Raw genomic sequence first — 15,960 nt, 5'->3', positions numbered from 1 at the left:
CGTGTGACGAGCGCTCGCCAAACCGTTTCACGGGCACGGGCCGCCGCCCCATAGGATTGGCCCCAAACCACACTCACTCACCCCTGAGGATCGCTGCATGCCTGGCATCACGCGCGAGGAGGTCGCCCACCTCGCCCGGCTGGCGCGTCTGGAGCTGAAGCCCGAAGAGCTCGAGCACTTCGCGGGACAGCTGGACGACATCATCGGCGCGGTCGCCCGCGTCAGTGAGGTCGCCGACCAAGACGTACCGCCGACCTCGCACCCGCTCCCGTTGACGAACGTCATGCGGGCCGACGAGGTCCGTCCGTCGCTCACCCCCGCGCAGGCGCTCTCCGGCGCCCCGGCCCAGGAGCAGCAGCGTTTCAAGGTGCCGCAGATCCTGGGGGAGGACTAACCGCCATGACGGACAACGTCACCATCATCAAGCTCACGGCCGCCGAGACCGCCGCGAAGATCGCCTCCGGCGAGCTCACCGCGGTCGAGGTCGCCGAGGCCCACCTGGCCCGTATCGAGGCCGTCGACGAGAAGGTGCACGCCTTCCTGCACGTCGACCGCGAGGGCGCTCTCGCCCAGGCCCGGGCCGTCGACGAGAAGCGTGCCAGGGGGGAGAAGCTCGGTCCGCTGGCCGGCGTTCCCCTCGCGCTCAAGGACATCTTCACCACCGAGGGCGTCCCGACGACCGTCGGTTCGAAGATCCTCGAGGGCTGGATCCCGCCGTACGACGCGACCGTCACGAAGAAGCTGAAGGCCGCCGACGTCGTCATCCTCGGCAAGACCAACATGGACGAGTTCGCCATGGGGTCCAGCACCGAGAACAGCGCGTACGGCCCGACGGGCAACCCCTGGGACCTCACCAAGATCCCCGGCGGTTCCGGCGGCGGTTCGTCCGCCGCGCTCGCCTCCTTCCAGGCACCGCTGGCCATCGGCACCGACACCGGCGGCTCCATCCGTCAGCCGGCCGCCGTCACCGGCACGGTCGGCGTGAAGCCGACGTACGGGGCGGTCTCCCGCTACGGCATGGTCGCCTTCTCCTCCTCCCTCGACCAGGGCGGCCCCTGCGCCCGTACGGTCCTGGACGCGGCCCTCCTGCACGAGGTCATCGCCGGGCACGACCCGCTCGACTCCACCTCCATCGACGCCCCGGTCCCGCCGGTCGTCGAGGCCGCCCGCAACGGCAGCGTCGCCGGGATGCGCGTCGGCGTCGTCAAGCAGTTCCGCGGCGAGGGCTACCAGGCCGGCGTCATCCAGCGGTTCGACGAGTCCGTCGCCCTCCTCAAGGAGCTGGGCGCCGAGATCGTCGAGCTGGACTGCCCGTCCTTCGACCTCGCCCTGTCGGCGTACTACCTCATCGCGCCCTCCGAGTGCTCCTCCAACCTCGCCCGCTTCGACGGCCTGCGCTACGGCCTGCGGACCGGCGACGACGGCACCCACTCGGCCGAGGAGGTCACCTCCCTCACCCGTGAGGCGGGCTTCGGCCCCGAGGTCAAGCGCCGCATCATGCTCGGCACGTACGCCCTGTCGAGCGGCTACTACGACGCGTACTACGGCAGCGCCCAGAAGGTCCGTACGCTCATCACCCGCGACTTCGAGAAGGCCTTCGAGCAGGTCGACGTGATCGTCTCCCCGACGACGCCGACCACCGCGTTCCCGATCGGCGAGCGGGCCGACGACCCGATGGCGATGTACCTCGCCGACCTGTGCACCATCCCGACCAACCTGGCGGGCAACGCGGCCATGTCGCTGCCCTGCGGTCTCGCCCCGGAGGACAACCTCCCGGTCGGGCTGCAGATCATCGCCCCGGCGCTGAAGGACGACCGTCTCTACAAGGTCGGCGCCGCCGTCGAGGCCGCCTTCGTGGAAAGGTGGGGTCACCCGTTGATCGAGGAGGCTCCGTCGCTGTGAGTGCACTGACCAAGGCCAAGGGCTTCAAGAAGTCCAAGTCCGGTACGTACCTGTCCATCGCCGGGACCGCGTTCGGCGCGTTCGGCGTCGCCAAGCGGCTGAAGAAGGCCCGCGCCGACAAGGACACCCTGGTCCTGATCGACGCCACCGTGTCCGCCGTCGCCATCGTCACCGGCCTCGCCATCCTCTACCGCGAGCTGAAGCGGCTGGGCGACGACGACGTCCTGCTGGGCTGAGAGGGAAGTTTCACCGTGACCACCACGACCGACCTGGTGTCGTACGAGGACGCGCTGGCGTCGTACGACCCCGTGATGGGCCTTGAGGTCCATGTCGAACTCGGCACCAGGACGAAGATGTTCTGCGGCTGTTCGACCGAGCTGGGCGCCGAGCCCAACTCGCAGACGTGCCCCACCTGCCTCGGCATGCCCGGCTCGCTCCCGGTCGTCAACGCGACCGGCGTCGAGTCCGCGATCAGGATCGGTCTCGCGCTGAACTGCGAGATCGCCGAGTGGTGCCGCTTCGCCCGGAAGAACTACTTCTATCCGGACATGCCGAAGAACTTCCAGACCTCCCAGTACGACGAGCCGATCGCCTTCAACGGCTACCTCGACGTGCAGTTGGAGGACGGCGAGACCTTCCGTGTGGAGATCGAGCGCGCCCACATGGAGGAGGACACCGGCAAGTCCATGCACGTCGGTGGCGCGACGGGCCGTATCCACGGCGCCTCGCACTCGCTGCTCGACTACAACCGCGCCGGCATCCCGCTCATCGAGATCGTCACCAAGCCGATCGAGGGCGCCGGCGAGCGTGCTCCCGAGGTGGCCAAGGCGTACGTCCGTGAGCTGCGTGAGGTCATCAAGGCGCTCGGCGTCTCCGAGGCCCGCATGGAGATGGGCCAGATGCGCTGCGACGTGAACCTGTCGCTGCGCCCGCACGGCCGGGAGAAGTTCGGCACGCGCTCCGAGACGAAGAACGTCAACTCGCTGCGGTCCGTGGAGCGGGCGGCCCGCTTCGAGATCCAGCGGCACGCGGCCGTCCTGAACGGCGGCGGCACGATCATCCAGGAGACCCGGCACTTCCACGAGGACACCGGGTCGACGACCTCGGGCCGCGTGAAGGAGGAGGCCGAGGACTACCGGTACTTCCCGGAGCCGGACCTGGTGCCGGTGGCCCCGACACGCGAGTGGGTCGAGGAGATCCGCACGTCGCTGCCGGAACTGCCGCTGGTCCGCCGCAACCGCCTGCGCGAGGAGTGGGGCATCAGCGGCACGGAGATGCAGGCGATCCTCAACGCTGGTGCGCTGGAGCCGATCGTCGCCACCATCGAGGCCGGTGCCGACGCCGGCTCCGCCCGCAAGTGGTGGATGGGCGAACTGGCCCGCAGCGCCAACGAGTCCGGCACGTCGCTGGACGAGCTGGCGATCACGCCGGAGCAGGTCGCCCGGGTCTCCAAGCTGGTGGCCGCCGGTGACCTGAACGACAAGCTGGCCCGTCAGGTCATCGAAGGCGTCCTCGCGGGCGAAGGCACCCCGGACGAGGTCGTCGACAAGCGCGGTCTGAAGGTCGTCTCCGACGAGGGCGCCCTCACGACCGCCGTCGAGGAGGCCATCGCCGGCAACCCGGGCGTCGCGGACAAGATCCGCGGTGGCAAGGTGGCCGCGGCCGGCGCCCTGGTCGGCGCGGTCATGAAGGCCACGCGGGGGCAGGCGGACGCGGCTCGGGTCAAGGAACTGATCCTGGAGAAGCTGGGCGTCAGCGAGGGCTGAGACGCGAGGCAGTGACCCCTGGGGGCCGCACCGGTCACGGTGCGGCCCCCAGGCGCGTTTTCGGAGGTGGCGTCCTGAAGCTCAGCGACGGCGTCCTACGAGCCGTACGAAGCCCAGCGAGCGCCCCTCGTCCACCCGCAGCATCTCCGCGCACTGGCGGGCCATCCGCACATGGAACTCCTCCGGGCTCTCCTCGGCGACGACGTCGCACCACAGCAGCCAGTCCCGCCAGCCGTCCGGCTGCCAGTCGGCCGCCTCGACCTCGACGGCCCCGCTGCGCGTCCAGTGGCGCCGCCACCAGTCGGGGGAGTGGAAGCACCAGAAGTCGGGCTCCCACCACGGCCGGAGATGCTCGGGCGGCTCGGCGCCCTCCGGCTCCTCCCGCAGCGCGGGTACGACGACACCGATCCGCCCGCCCGGCTTCAACAGCCGGGTCAGGGTGGGCAGATAGAGGTCGTCGGTGCCGAAGTACTGGTAGGCGTCGATGCTCACCATGGCGTCGAAGCTGCCCTCGGCGAACGGCAGGTCGTGCGCCTCGGCGTGCACGGGGAGTACTCGGTCGGCGAAACCGGCCTCGGCGATCCGCTGAGCGTTCTCGTCGGGCTTGACCCACAGGTCGGCCGCGGTGACCTGGGCGTCGTACTCCCTGGCCAGGAAGACCGAGGTCATGGCCCGGCCGCAGCCCAGGTCGAGGACGCGGGCGCCGGGGCGCAGGGCGTCGAGGCCGAGGGCGGGCGCGAGCCACTCCAGCAGCCACAGCGCGTGCGGGCCCATCTGGTTCTCGATGGTCCAGCGGACGTCGTAGCTGTTGCTGCGCGGGTAGCGGGCGTGGGTCAGCCGCTTGGCGAGGTCCTCATTCGAGGTCCTCGGGGTGTTGTCGGGCATCGGTGAACGGGCTCCTTGAGTCCGGGGAAGCGGAAAGGGATACGGAGGAGCTCGGTCGGACGCTCAAACAACGCACCTGCTCAGGCCGGCGGCGAGGAGCCGCGGGGACGAGGGACCTGCGGAAGCTAGCAGGCGGCCGTCCGGCCCCGCATCCGGATTTCCCAGCGGGACGCGCTACGCTCGCCCGCCATGAGTGGACGCGGTGATTCCGAGATGCACGACGTCGGAGATCCGGCCGAGGACGCCCGACGGGCCCGCTGGACGGCGGCGGCGACCGGGGCGGTGCTGGCGCTGGCGGGCCTCGCCGCGTCGACGCTCCGCCTGACCGGTTCCGCACCCACGCTGGTCCCGGCCGCCTACGCCTTCGGTGCGGTGGTGTGCGCGCTGGCGTCGGTTCTCGGGTCCCGGGGACGCACCCGGCGGGCCTTGTGGCTGCTGGTCGCCGGTGTGATGGTGATGGCGCTGGGCGACCAGTTCGACTGAGGTGACAGAGTGCCCGTTACTGTCCTGTGATCTGTCTCGCACTCCTGTGAATAAGCCCACGAACGCGTCAAACGATCACTTTCGCCTGCAAGAGTGGTCCTCACATTGCTCATGCGTTCTTTGCGGGCCGTTCACATCATGTAATCCGATGACGTCTTATGGACGACTGTTCCCGGTCAAAGATCCACAAAACAGACCCCGGGAGCACGTTCGTGGCAGCCCTCGCACGCTGGTGTGTCCAACGACGCCTCGTCGTCGTTCTCCTGTGGCTCCTCGCCCTCGGCGGAGTGAGCGCAGCCGCCGCCGTCGCGGGTTCCGCCTACTCGAACGACTACGAGGTCCCCGGCACCGAGTCGGGCCGCGCCACCCAGCTGCTGCGCGACGGCTTCCCGGACCTCGGCGGCGACAGCGACACCGTGGTCTGGCACACCACGTCCGGAACCGTCCGTGCCGCCGGCGTCGAACAGGCCATGAGCCGCGCCCTCGACCGGATCGAGGCCCTGCCCGGCGTGGCCGCCGTGTCCGGCCCCTACGGCGAGCAGGGCGCCGCCCGGATCAGCGCGGACGGACACACGGCGTACGCCACGGTGACCTTCGACGACCCGGCCGAGACCATCGACCCGGGCGAGGCACAGGCCGTCGTCAGCGCCGCCAAGGACGCCGCGACCGACGGGCTCCGGGTGGAGCTGGGCGGCAGCGCGATCGGCCTCACCGAGTCGTCCGGCGGACACCTCGCCGAGGTGGTCGGCGTGGTCGTCGCCGCCGTCGTCCTGTTCCTCGCCTTCGGCTCGCTCGCCGCCTCGCTGCTGCCCATCGCCACCGCGCTGGTCAGCGTGGGCACGGCGTACGCCGGGATCGTGCTGCTCGGGCACGTGATGACCGTCGCCGACTTCGCGCCCATGCTCGGGATGCTGATCGGGCTCGGGGTCGGCATCGACTACGCGCTGTTCATCGTCACCAGACACCGGCGTGGCCTGAAACGCGGGCTGTCCGTGACGGAGGCGGTCACCAACGCCGTCGCCACCACCGGACGGGCGGTCGTCTTCGCGGGTGCCACCGTTTGCATCGCCCTGCTGGGCATGCTGATCCTGCGGCTCGGCTTCCTCAACGGCGTCGCGATCGCCGCCTCGCTGACCGTCGTCCTCACCGTCGCCGCCTCCGTGACCCTGCTGCCCGCCCTGCTGTCCCTCATCGGGATGCGCGCCCTCAGCCGGCGCGAGCGGCGCCACCTCGCCGAACACGGGCCCCAGCCCGAACTGCCGACCGGGCTCGCCGCCCGCTGGTCGGCGTTCGTGGAGCGCCACCCCAAGCTGCTCGGCGCGCTCGCCCTGGCCGTGATCACGGCCCTCGCCCTGCCCACCTTCGGGCTCCACCTGGGCACCTCCGACCAGGGCAACAACCCGCAGGCGTCGACCACACGCCAGGCCTACGACCTCCTCGCCGACGGCTTCGGTCCCGGTGTGAACGGCCCCCTCACCCTCGTCACGCAGGTTCGCGGCGCCGAGGACAAGCTCGCCCTCGACAACCTGGACGCGACGATCCGCACCACCGAGGGCGTCGCGTCGGTGACACCGGTGACGTACGACACCGGCGGCGACACCGCGTACTTCACGATCGTTCCCGAGTCGTCGCCGCAGTCCCAGCGGACCAGCGACCTCGTCGACCGGCTGCGCACCGAGGTGCTCCCGCGCGCCGAGACCGGCACCGGTCTCGACGTACAGGTCGGCGGGGTGACGGCCGGCTACGACGACTTCGCCGACGTCATCGTCGGCAAGCTGCCCGTGTTCGTCGGCGTCGTCATCGGCCTCGGCTGTCTGCTGCTCCTGCTCGCCTTCCGGTCCGTCGGCATCCCCCTGAAGGCCGCCGCGATGAACGTCGCCGCCGTCGCCGCCGCCTTCGGCGTCGTCGTCGCGATCTTCCAGTGGGGCTGGGGGAGCGAACTGCTCGGACTCGGCCGCGCGGGGCCGATCGAACCCTTCCTCCCCGTGATCATGGTGTCCGTCCTCTTCGGGCTCTCCATGGACTACCAGGTCTTCCTGGTCAGCCGGATGTACGAGGAGTGGCTGGAGACCGGCGACAACCGGCGTGCCGTCCGCGTCGGCCTCGCCGAGACCAGCCGGGTGATCAACTCCGCCGCGGTCATCATGATCTCCGTCTTCCTCGCCTTCGTGCTCAGCGGCGACCGCGTGATCGCCATGTTCGGCATCGCGCTCGCCGCCGCCGTCGCCCTCGACGCCTTCGTGGTCCGTACGCTGCTGGTGCCGGCCCTCATGCACCTACTCGGCGGCGCCAACTGGTGGCTGCCGCGCTGGCTGGACCGCCGTATGCCCCGCATCAGCATCGAACCGCCCGAGTGCCGTGCCGCCCATGAAAGGCTGGCCGCCGCGACGGACGCCGAGGTGGCGGACGTACTGGCGAAGGGGCGGGACGACGAGGATGTACGCGATATCGCTGGGTGACGACGGAGCCGAACTGCGTCCCTTGGAGCCGTGGCACGCCGAGGAGTTCCTGGCCCATCTGAACCGGGGCCGGGAGTTCATCGGGCAGTTCATCGCCTTCGGCTCCAGGGAGACGGACGTCGAGTCCACGCGGGCCATGCTCCAGCGGTACGCCGACATGCGCGCCGCCGACACCGGATCCCTGCACGGCCTGTGGCTGAACGGGCAGCTCGTGGGCGGCGTGCTCTTCCTGAACTTCCACGCCGACACCGGCAACTGCGAGGTCGGCTGCTGGCTGGAGCCCGCCGGCACCGGACGCGGCCTGGTCACCCGGGCGATGCGGGTCCTCATCGACTTCGCGATCGAGCAGCGCGGTATCCACCGCGTCGAGTGGATCGCCGCCGCGGGGAACACTCCCAGCCTGAACGTGGCCCGGCGGCTGGGGATGACCCTGGAGGGAGTCCGGCGCGAGACGCACCCCTATCGTGGGGTGCGGCACGACCTCGAGGTGTGGTCCGTTCTCGCGCCCGAGTGGCGGGACGCACGCGCGCGTACCGCACACAGCCAACGTTAAGAAACCTCTCAGACAGGATCCGTACGGTGCCGGACATGGGAACCAAGACAGCTGACGAGACCGGTGCCACGACGGGTGCCGAGACCACGACCGACGAGGAGAAGACGGGCGCCACCGACCTCACCAAGACCGACGAGGTGACGAAGACGGAGGCCGCCGCCGAGGTCGACGCCGACACCGACGACCTGGACGAGGAGCTCGAGCCGGTCGTGGCGGAGGGCCCGACGGGCGTGGGACAGGGTGCCGGTGCCGTCGTCTCCGCCGCGCTCGGCGTCGTCTCTCTCACCGGCGGATGGATCTCCACCGTCGCCGCCGCCCGCGAGACCCTCATCGGCCAACTGGGGACCTCGTCCACCGCGAGCGTCGCCACGCAGGTCAAGGAGGTCTACGGCGACGCCTGGAAGACCACCGCGATGTGGGGCGGACTGTTCGCCCTCACCGCGCTGATCGTCGGTGCCGTGGTCCTCGCCCGGCCCGCCTTCGGCACGCCCGGCAAGCCGCAGGCCGTGTGGATCAAGTCGGTCGCCTGGGGCGGTGTCGCGCTCGGCGTCATCGGCCTGCTCCTGGCCGTCCTGAAGTACACCGACGTCCTGCTGGGACTGCCGTCGGCGAGCTGACACACCACGTGACCCGAGGGGTCTTAGGAATGCCGTGAGCGTCTTACGGTCCTCCTAAGGCCCCTCACGCACGTCTAAGGCCCCGCCCCGCCGCCGAAGATGCGGAACTCTCCCGATGTGGCGGACCCCCCTGGGAGACGAAGGTGGAGACATCGCAGCAAGCGAAGCCGAAACCGGCCTCTCACCAGGGACACAGGGGACACACCATGTACGAGTACGAGATCGCCCAGCTCCGTTCCGCCGAACTGCTCCGCCGGGCCGAGCACGAGCGCCTGGCCCGCGAGGCCGTCCAGGGCCGCCGCGCCGCCCGCCGCGAGGCAGCCGAACGCGCCGCCGAGGGCGAGGTGCATACCGGCCGCCCCCGCAGGCACCGGTCCCCGCGGACGGCATGACCGCCGGGGCGGGGGAGGGCCTCCCCGCGAAAACCGGTGCCGCACTGTCGGACCCGCGTGCGATGCTCGGGCCCGTGGAGACCAGGTCCGTCAGTCCCGTGTTCGTCGGTCGCACCGATGAGCTGGACACGCTGAACGACGCGCTCGCCCGCGCTGCCGCGGGCGAGCCGCAGGCGTTACTGCTCGGGGGCGAGGCCGGCGTCGGCAAGACCCGGCTCGTCGAGGAGTTCGCCACCGCCGCCTGCCGAGGCGGTGCCGTCGTCGCCCTCGGCGGCTGCGTCGAGATCGGCGCCGACGGACTGCCCTTCGCCCCGTTCTCCACCGCCCTGCGCGCCCTGCGCCGCGAACTGCCCGACGAACTGGCCGCCGCGGCCGCCGGCCAGGAGGAGGAACTCGCCCGGCTGCTGCCCGAACTCGGCGAGCTCGCCCCCGGCCGGCACGACGAGGAGGGCATGGCCCGCCTCTTCGAACTCACCGCCCGCCTCCTGGAGCGCGTCGCCGCCGACCGCACGGTCGTCGTCGCCCTGGAGGACCTGCACTGGGCCGACGCCTCCACCCGCCACCTCCTCGCCTACCTCTTCCGCACCCTGCGCACCGGCCGCCTCGTCGTCCTCGCCACCTACCGCGCCGACGACATCCACCGCCGCCACCCGCTGCGCCCCCTGCTCGCCGAACTCGACCGGCTGCGCACCGTCCACCGCATCGAACTCGGACGCTTCAACCGTGCCGAGGTCGGCCGCCAGATCGCCGGCATCCTCGCCCACGAACCGGACCCGGCCCAGGTCGACGACATCTTCGAACGCTCCGACGGCAACGCCTTCTTCGTCGAGGAACTCGCCGTCGCCGCCCACGAGGGCTGCAGCACCGGCCTCACCGACTCCCTGCGCGACCTGCTCCTGGTCCGCGTCGAGAGCCTGCCCGACAGCGCCCAGCGGGTCGCCCGGATCGTCGCCGAGGGCGGCTCCACCGTGGAGTACCGGCTGATCGCCGCCGTCGCCGGGCTCGCCGAGGACGACCTCATCGAGGCGCTCAGGGCCGCCGTCAACGCCAACATCCTGCTCGCCGCCCCCGACGGCGACGGCTACCGCTTCCGCCACTCCCTGGTCCGCGAGGCCGTCGCCGACGACCTGCTGCCCGGCGAACGCTCCCGCCTCAACCGCCGCTACGCACAGGCCCTGGAGGACGACCCCACGCTCGTCCCCGCCGGTGAACGCGTGATGCGCCTGGCCAGCTACTGGTACCACGCCCACGACCCCGCCAAGGCCCTGCCCGCCGTCCTGGAAGCCTCCGTCACCGCCCGCCGCCGGCATGCCTACTCCGAACAACTGCGGCTCCTGGAACGCGCGATGGAGCTGTGGGACTCCACCCCCGGAGAGGTCCGCGCCAGGCTCCGGCCCGCCGACTACACCGAGATCTACCCTCCCTGCGGCTGCGACCCGGCGACCACCCCGCTGCACTACCTCGACCTGATGGCCGAGGCCGCGGTCGCCGGACGGCTGTGCTCGGAACGCGAACGCGCCCTGAAGATCACCAAGCGGGCGCTGCGGCTGCTGGAGGACGAGCAGGACCCGCTGCGCGCCGCCTGGTTCTGGACCCAGCGCTCGCGCCTGATCCAGTCGCTGTCCCGCGGCGACGGCTGGGCCGAACTGGCCACCGCGAAGGAACTCGTACGCGGTCTGCCGCCCTCGGAGGTGCACGCCGAGGTTCTCGCCAACGTGGCCAACTGGTCCATGGTGCACGCCCCGGGACCCGACGCCTTCACGGCCGCCGAACGCGCCGTGGAGTACGCGCGCATGGTCGGCGTCCGCGAGACCGAGATGAACGCCCGTCTCACGCTCGGCGGGCTCATGGTCGAGGCCGGTGACGTCGAGGCGGGTCTCGCCGAGATGCGCGAGGTCCGACGGCAGACCGTCGAGTACGGCATCTCCACCATCGCGGGCCGCGCCTACGTGAACCTGCCCGACGCCCTGGAATCCGTCGGCCGCTCCAAGGAGGCCGTCCCGATTCTGGAGGAAGGCCTCGCCTACTCCCAGAAGTTCGGCCTGCTGGACTCCGAGGCCTGGATCTGGGGGAACTTCGCGGAGACCCTGTACTCCCTGGGCCGCTGGGACCGCGCCGCCGAAGCGGGCACCAAGGCCGAACGCGTCGGCCAGAGCGCGAAGCCCCGCGGCTTCCACGCCACCCTCCGCGCCGAACTCGCCCTGGCCCGCGGAGACCTGGCCGCCGCCGCGCGCCATCTGGCCGCCGCCCGCGGGCACTTCGGCAACCACGACCGGGCGCCTCAGCACGATCTGCCCCCGGTCCGCATCGCGATCGGCATCGCCGCGGGCGAGGGCCGTCTCCTGGACGCCCGCGCCGAACTCGAACGCGCCATGGACGCCGGCTTCCCACCCGCCACCCAGCGCTACGTCTGGCGGATGCTGCTCAGCGCGGCCGCCGCGGAGGCCGACGCCCGCGACCTGCCCGTCGCCGGTCCCGGCCGCCCCGAGATCCTCGAACGCATCCGCGCCACGGCCAAGCCCCTGCCCACCCACGTCCCCGTCTGGCAGGCCTACGAACGCTGGGTCCGCGCCGAACTGCTCCGAGCCGAGGGCGGCGTCTGCGTGGACACCTGGACGGAGACGGTCACCGCCTTCGAGGCCCTGGAACGGCCCTACGACCTCGCCCGGGTCCGCCACCGCCTGGCCGAGGCCCTGCTGCTGTCGGGGGAGAGCGGCGACAACCGCGACCGCGCCACGGAACTCCTCCGCCTCTCCCACGCCGTCGCCTCCCACCTCGGCGCCCGCCCGCTCGCCGACTCAGTCACGCTCCTCGCCCAACGCGCCCGCCTCCCCCTGAACCGGCCCTGCGAGCAGGCGCCCGCCCCCGCCGACCCGGCCGACACCCTGGGCCTCACCGGCAGGGAACGCGACGTCCTGCGCCTGGTCTCCGCGGGCCGTACCAACCGCCAGATAGCCGAGGCGCTCTTCATCTCCCCGAAGACGGCCAGCGTCCACGTGTCGAACATCCTGGCCAAGCTCGGTGTCTCGGGCCGCGGCGAGGCGGCGGCGGTGGCCCATCGGCTGGGGCTGTTCCCGTCCGAAACGCTCACCGTGCGGACGGCGCCCTGAGGCCTACGCTGGAGAGGACACCGGCTGAGGGAGACTCCGTGTTCAACCCCTTCGAGGAACTGTTCGCCCCCGGCCGCAAGCACACCCGCGACGAGCAGAAGCGGCTGGAGCTCACCCGCGAGGACGTCGGCGACGGCGACCCCGGACGAGGGCCGATAGACCTCACGTCCGGGAAGGTCGTCGTACGGCCGCCGCAGCCGGACGAGGAAGACTCCTCCTCGGACGACACAGGCCCCCACAAGCCCTAGCTGACCTGTATCTCCAGGATCCGGTCGTCGCCCTGCCTCGGGTCTCCCCGGCCGTCCGTGTTGCTGGTGACGAGCCACAGCTTGTCGCCGCCCGCCGCGACCACCGTGCGCAGACGGCCGTACTCGCCGTCCAGGAAGGCCTGCGGGTCGGCCGAGGCCTCCGTGCCCTTGAGGGGAACGCGCCACAGGCGCTGACCCTTGAGGCCCGCCATCCACACGGAACCCTCCGCGTAGGCGACACCGCTGGGGGAGGCGTCGTCCGTGCCCCACTGGGCTGTCGGGTTGTGGTACTCGGAGCCGTCCGACCTGCCCTCCGCCTTTGGCCAGCCGTAGTTGTCGCCCGGCTTGATCGCGTTCAGCTCGTCCCAGGTGTCCTGGCCGAACTCCGAGGCGAACAGCCGCTGCTTGTCGTCCCAGGCGAGGCCCTGCACATTGCGATGGCCGTACGAGTACACCGGTGAGTCGGGGAACGGGTTGCCCGGGGCCGGCTCGCCCTCCGGAGTCATGCGCAGGATCTTGCCGCCGAGGGACTCGGTGTCCTGGGACAGACCGGTGTCACCGCTCTCGCCCGTTCCCGCGTACAGCATCCTGTCCGGACCGAAGGCGATCCGGCCGCCGTTGTGGATCACGCCCTTGGGGATGCCCTTGAAGACCGTGTCGGGCGCCCCCAGCTGTTCGCCGGCCGGCTTGCGCTCGTCGTACAGCATGCGGACGATGCGGTTGTCGGAGGCCGAGGTGAAGTACGCGTAGACCATGTGGTCCGAGGCGTAGTCCGGGGAGAGGGCGATGCCCAGCAGGCCGCCCTCGCCGGCCGGGGACACCCCGGGCACCTCGCCCAGCTCGGTCTTCTTGCCCGTCTCCTCGTCGACCCGGGTGAGGGTGGCCTCGTCGCGGGAGGAGACCAGCAGGTCACCGTCCGGGATCGGGGCCAGGCCCCAGGGGGTGCTCAGGCCCTCGGCGACGGTGCGGACGACCTTCACCGAGCCCTTGGCGGGGGGCGTGGGGTCGGCGGCCTGTTCCGTGGGTGACGCCCCGGAGGTCGTCCTGCTGGGTGGGGCGCTGGAACTGCCCTTGGACGATTCACCTCCGCCGTCGGATGAGCAGCCGGCCGTCAGCACGAGCGCGGTCGCGGCCAATACGGCCGACACAGCTCGACGTTGCACGATCATGGTCCCTTCGACGGGGCGGTCTCGCGGCAGGTTCTCCTTGTCATACACCGCTCGCGCCTCACAGGTTCCCGATCACCGCAACCCGATCCACCCGAAGCGCACGCGGTGACCCTCGGTCCCTACTCCCAGGATCCCTGCGCCCGCGGCAGCTCCGCCACCTCGGCCAGGTCCTGGGCCGTCAGGCGCAGGGTCGTCGCCGCCGCGTTCTGCGCCACCCAGCGCTCCTGCTTGGCGCCCGGCACCGGAACCACGTGCGGCCCCTGCGCCAGCACCCAGGCCAGGGCCACCTGGGCGGGCGTGACGTCCTCGCCGTGGCGGCGGGCCACCCGGCGCAGACCGGCCACGATGGGCTGGTTCGCGGCCATCATCTCCGCGGTGAAGCGGGGGTGGCGGGCGCGCACGTCGTCCGGCTCGAAGCCCTCGCCGGGGGTGAGCGTGCCGGTCAGGAAGCCGTTGCCGAGCGGCATCGCCGCCAGGAAGCCGATGCCGCGCGCCTCGCACCACGGCAGCAGCGACTCCCTCGCCTCCGGCGACCACACCGACAACTCGGCCTGCACCGCGCTCACCGGGAAGACCTGCTGGACCCGCCGCAACTGGCGGATCGTCCCGTCGTGCAGCCGGCCCCCGGACCTGCGGCCGCCCCGTGCGCCCATCGCGCACAGCCCCAACGACCGTACTTTTCCGGCCTGGACGAGTTCGGCCATCGCACCCCAGGTCTCCTCGACGGGCACCTCGGGGTCCGCCCGGTGGAGCTGGTAGAGGTCGATGACGTCCGTCTGCAGGCGGCGCAGGGAGGCGTCGCAGGCGCGCTTCACGTAGCCGGGGCGGCCGTTGGCCACGATGTGCTGCTCGCCCACCAGCAAACCGACCTTGGTCGAGACGAAGGCGTCCTGGCGCCGCTCCTTCAGCGCCCGCCCCAGCAGCAGCTCGTTGGTGAACGGGCCGTACATGTCGGCCGTGTCCAGGAGGGTCGAGCCCAGATCCAGCGCCCGGTGCACAGCCCTGAGCGACTCGTCGCCGCGCTGCCGCGAACCGCTGTACGCCCAGCTCATCGGCATGCACCCGAGTCCGACGGCCCCCACCGTGAGCGCCGCCGCGCCGATCGTCCTGCGCTCCACCTGGCCGTGACCCTCCCTCTCCTGGCCCCCCAACCTAACCTCTGCGCCCGGTAGTGCCTGACATAGCCTCCTGACCATGACTGCAGACGTGTGGCTCCCCATTCCGCCGGAAGACATCGAAGGGCTCCCCGAAGGCCCGAACTACCGCTTCTGGGACGGTGATGAGGACTTTCCCGCGGATCCGGCCGACTGCGCGTACTACGTCGTCCCCTACATGAAGCCCGTCGAGGTCGTACTGCGGCCGGTGCCCCGCCTGAGTTCGGTGCAGGTCGTGCAGACGCTGTCGGCCGGAACCGACGCGATCGAACCGGGCCTCAAGTACCTGCCTGCCGGCGTGCGGTTGTGCAACGCGCGCGGAGTGCACGAAGCCAGTACCGCCGAACTCGCACTCACCCTGATCCTCGCCTCGCTGCGCGGTGTCCCCGACTTCGTACGGGCCCAGGACAAGGGGGAGTGGCGTGGCGGGTTCCGGCCCGCGCTCGCCGACCGGAACGTCCTCATCGTGGGATACGGCTCGATCGGATCAGCGATCGAGGACCGGCTCGTTCCCTTCGAGGTCGCGCGGGTGGCGCGCGTCGCGCGCTCCGAGCGCACCTCGGCGCGCGGTCCGGTGCATCCGCTCACCGAACTTCCCGCCCTGCTCCCCGAGGCGGACGTGATCGTCATTGCCACGCCCCTCACCGAGACCACCCGCCACCTGGTGAACGGCGACTTCCTGGCCCGCATGAAGAACGGCGCGCTGCTGGTCAACGTGGCCAGGGGCCAGGTCGTCGACACCAAGGCGCTGCTCGCCGAGCTGGAGGGCGGCCGTATCACCGCCGCCCTCGACGTCACCGACCCCGAACCGCTGCCTCCGGGGCACCCCCTGTGGCAGGCGCCCGGGGTGCTCGTCAGCCCCCACGTCGGAGGCCCCACCTCCGCGTTCCTGCCCCGCGCCAAGCGACTGCTGGTAGACCAGTTGAGCCGATTCGTGAACCGGGAGCCCTTGCGCAACGTGATCCTTACGACAGGCCCAACCGGCGCGTGACGCCCGCGAGGTGAGCGCCGCGCGCACGTCCCGCACGACCGGCGCAACAAGCGGGTCATCCGTTTCCGGTACCCTCCGCAACCTCACGGACGCGGTCCGTGCTCGCATCACCGCTGGTCGTCACGGAGCGTAGAGGAACTATGTCCCTGAGTGACGAGACTGGTGTATCGTCCCGACAGGGGCTGCGCCGCGCACCATTCGGCGCCGGGGATGGACGTTTGAGACTGTGAG

At 71.2% G+C, this 15,960-nt stretch carries 15 protein-coding genes; 12 read left to right on the top strand and 3 right to left on the bottom strand.

Features of this window, described 5'->3' with window-relative positions; translation table 11 throughout:
- The first annotated feature begins 97 nt into the window (after window positions 1-97).
- The 4 genes from gatC to gatB are packed head-to-tail and all read left to right on the top strand — an operon-like array spanning window position 98 to window position 3,668.
- Entirely contained in the window at window positions 98-394 is a 297-nt protein-coding gene (gene gatC, locus ACWBNA_RS30880) for an Asp-tRNA(Asn)/Glu-tRNA(Gln) amidotransferase subunit GatC (RefSeq protein WP_067164579.1), read from the top strand.
- 5 nt (window positions 395-399) lie between these two features.
- Complete coding sequence (gene gatA / locus ACWBNA_RS30875) at window positions 400-1,902, top strand: Asp-tRNA(Asn)/Glu-tRNA(Gln) amidotransferase subunit GatA (protein WP_482707798.1); 1,503 nt, start codon at window positions 400-402, stop codon at window positions 1,900-1,902.
- On the top strand, window positions 1,899-2,138 hold the full coding sequence (locus tag ACWBNA_RS30870; RefSeq protein WP_030040520.1) for a hypothetical protein: 240 nt from the start codon (window positions 1,899-1,901) through the stop codon (window positions 2,136-2,138). The genes gatA and ACWBNA_RS30870 overlap by 4 nt, the downstream gene beginning before the upstream one ends.
- A 15-nt stretch (window positions 2,139-2,153) precedes the next feature.
- A complete protein-coding gene (gatB, locus tag ACWBNA_RS30865; RefSeq protein WP_482707797.1) occupies window positions 2,154-3,668 on the top strand; it encodes an Asp-tRNA(Asn)/Glu-tRNA(Gln) amidotransferase subunit GatB in 1,515 nt (504 codons plus the stop codon).
- An 81-nt stretch (window positions 3,669-3,749) separates the two neighbouring features.
- Here the strand turns inward: gatB and ACWBNA_RS30860 are convergent, their stop codons facing one another.
- The gene (locus ACWBNA_RS30860) at window positions 3,750-4,553 is read right to left on the bottom strand and encodes an SAM-dependent methyltransferase (RefSeq protein ID WP_482707796.1); all 804 of its coding nucleotides are present in this window, start codon (window positions 4,551-4,553) and stop codon (window positions 3,750-3,752) included.
- 189 nt (window positions 4,554-4,742) lie between these two features.
- On the opposite strand from ACWBNA_RS30860, the gene ACWBNA_RS30855 reads away from it, so the two are divergent.
- The 7 genes from ACWBNA_RS30855 to ACWBNA_RS30825 all read left to right on the top strand — a co-directional run bounded on the left by ACWBNA_RS30855 (window position 4,743) and on the right by ACWBNA_RS30825 (window position 12,415).
- Entirely contained in the window at window positions 4,743-5,036 is a 294-nt protein-coding gene (locus ACWBNA_RS30855; RefSeq protein WP_383860961.1) for a hypothetical protein, read from the top strand.
- Window positions 5,037-5,248: 212 nt separating this feature from the next.
- Window positions 5,249-7,495 carry an MMPL family transporter gene (locus ACWBNA_RS30850; protein WP_482707795.1) on the top strand — a complete coding sequence of 749 codons (2,247 nt, stop codon included), beginning with the start codon at window positions 5,249-5,251 and terminating at the stop codon, window positions 7,493-7,495.
- Window positions 7,473-8,048, top strand: a complete 576-nt coding sequence (locus ACWBNA_RS30845; protein ID WP_482707794.1) for a GNAT family N-acetyltransferase — start codon at window positions 7,473-7,475, stop codon at window positions 8,046-8,048. The genes ACWBNA_RS30850 and ACWBNA_RS30845 overlap by 23 nt, the downstream gene beginning before the upstream one ends.
- A 35-nt stretch (window positions 8,049-8,083) precedes the next feature.
- Window positions 8,084-8,665, top strand: a complete 582-nt coding sequence (locus ACWBNA_RS30840; protein ID WP_482707793.1) for a hypothetical protein — start codon at window positions 8,084-8,086, stop codon at window positions 8,663-8,665.
- A 206-nt stretch (window positions 8,666-8,871) separates the two neighbouring features.
- Window positions 8,872-9,057, top strand: a complete 186-nt coding sequence (locus ACWBNA_RS30835) for a hypothetical protein (protein ID WP_482707792.1) — start codon at window positions 8,872-8,874, stop codon at window positions 9,055-9,057.
- Window positions 9,058-9,119: 62 nt separating this feature from the next.
- Entirely contained in the window at window positions 9,120-12,167 is a 3,048-nt protein-coding gene (locus tag ACWBNA_RS30830) for a helix-turn-helix transcriptional regulator (protein ID WP_482707849.1), read from the top strand.
- A gap of 38 nt (window positions 12,168-12,205) precedes the next feature.
- Window positions 12,206-12,415: a DUF6191 domain-containing protein gene (locus tag ACWBNA_RS30825; RefSeq protein ID WP_482707791.1), complete on the top strand. Its 210-nt coding sequence runs from the start codon at window positions 12,206-12,208 to the stop codon at window positions 12,413-12,415.
- Here ACWBNA_RS30825 and ACWBNA_RS30820 read toward each other — a convergent pair.
- Both ACWBNA_RS30820 and ACWBNA_RS30815 read right to left on the bottom strand, forming a co-directional pair.
- A complete protein-coding gene (locus ACWBNA_RS30820) occupies window positions 12,412-13,584 on the bottom strand; it encodes a PQQ-dependent sugar dehydrogenase (RefSeq protein ID WP_482707790.1) in 1,173 nt (390 codons plus the stop codon). The genes ACWBNA_RS30825 and ACWBNA_RS30820 overlap by 4 nt on opposite strands.
- Window positions 13,585-13,703: 119 nt before the next feature.
- Entirely contained in the window at window positions 13,704-14,702 is a 999-nt protein-coding gene (locus tag ACWBNA_RS30815; protein WP_482707789.1) for an aldo/keto reductase, read from the bottom strand.
- A gap of 76 nt (window positions 14,703-14,778) precedes the next feature.
- On the opposite strand from ACWBNA_RS30815, the gene ACWBNA_RS30810 reads away from it, so the two are divergent.
- Window positions 14,779-15,729 carry a 2-hydroxyacid dehydrogenase gene (locus tag ACWBNA_RS30810; RefSeq protein ID WP_482707788.1) on the top strand — a complete coding sequence of 317 codons (951 nt, stop codon included), beginning with the start codon at window positions 14,779-14,781 and terminating at the stop codon, window positions 15,727-15,729.
- Window positions 15,730-15,960: the final 231 nt, after the last annotated feature.

The organism is Streptomyces sp. Q2 (assembly GCF_056820935.1).
Note: the sequence above shows the minus strand (reverse complement) of the source record. Positions and strands in the feature narration are given on the sequence as shown.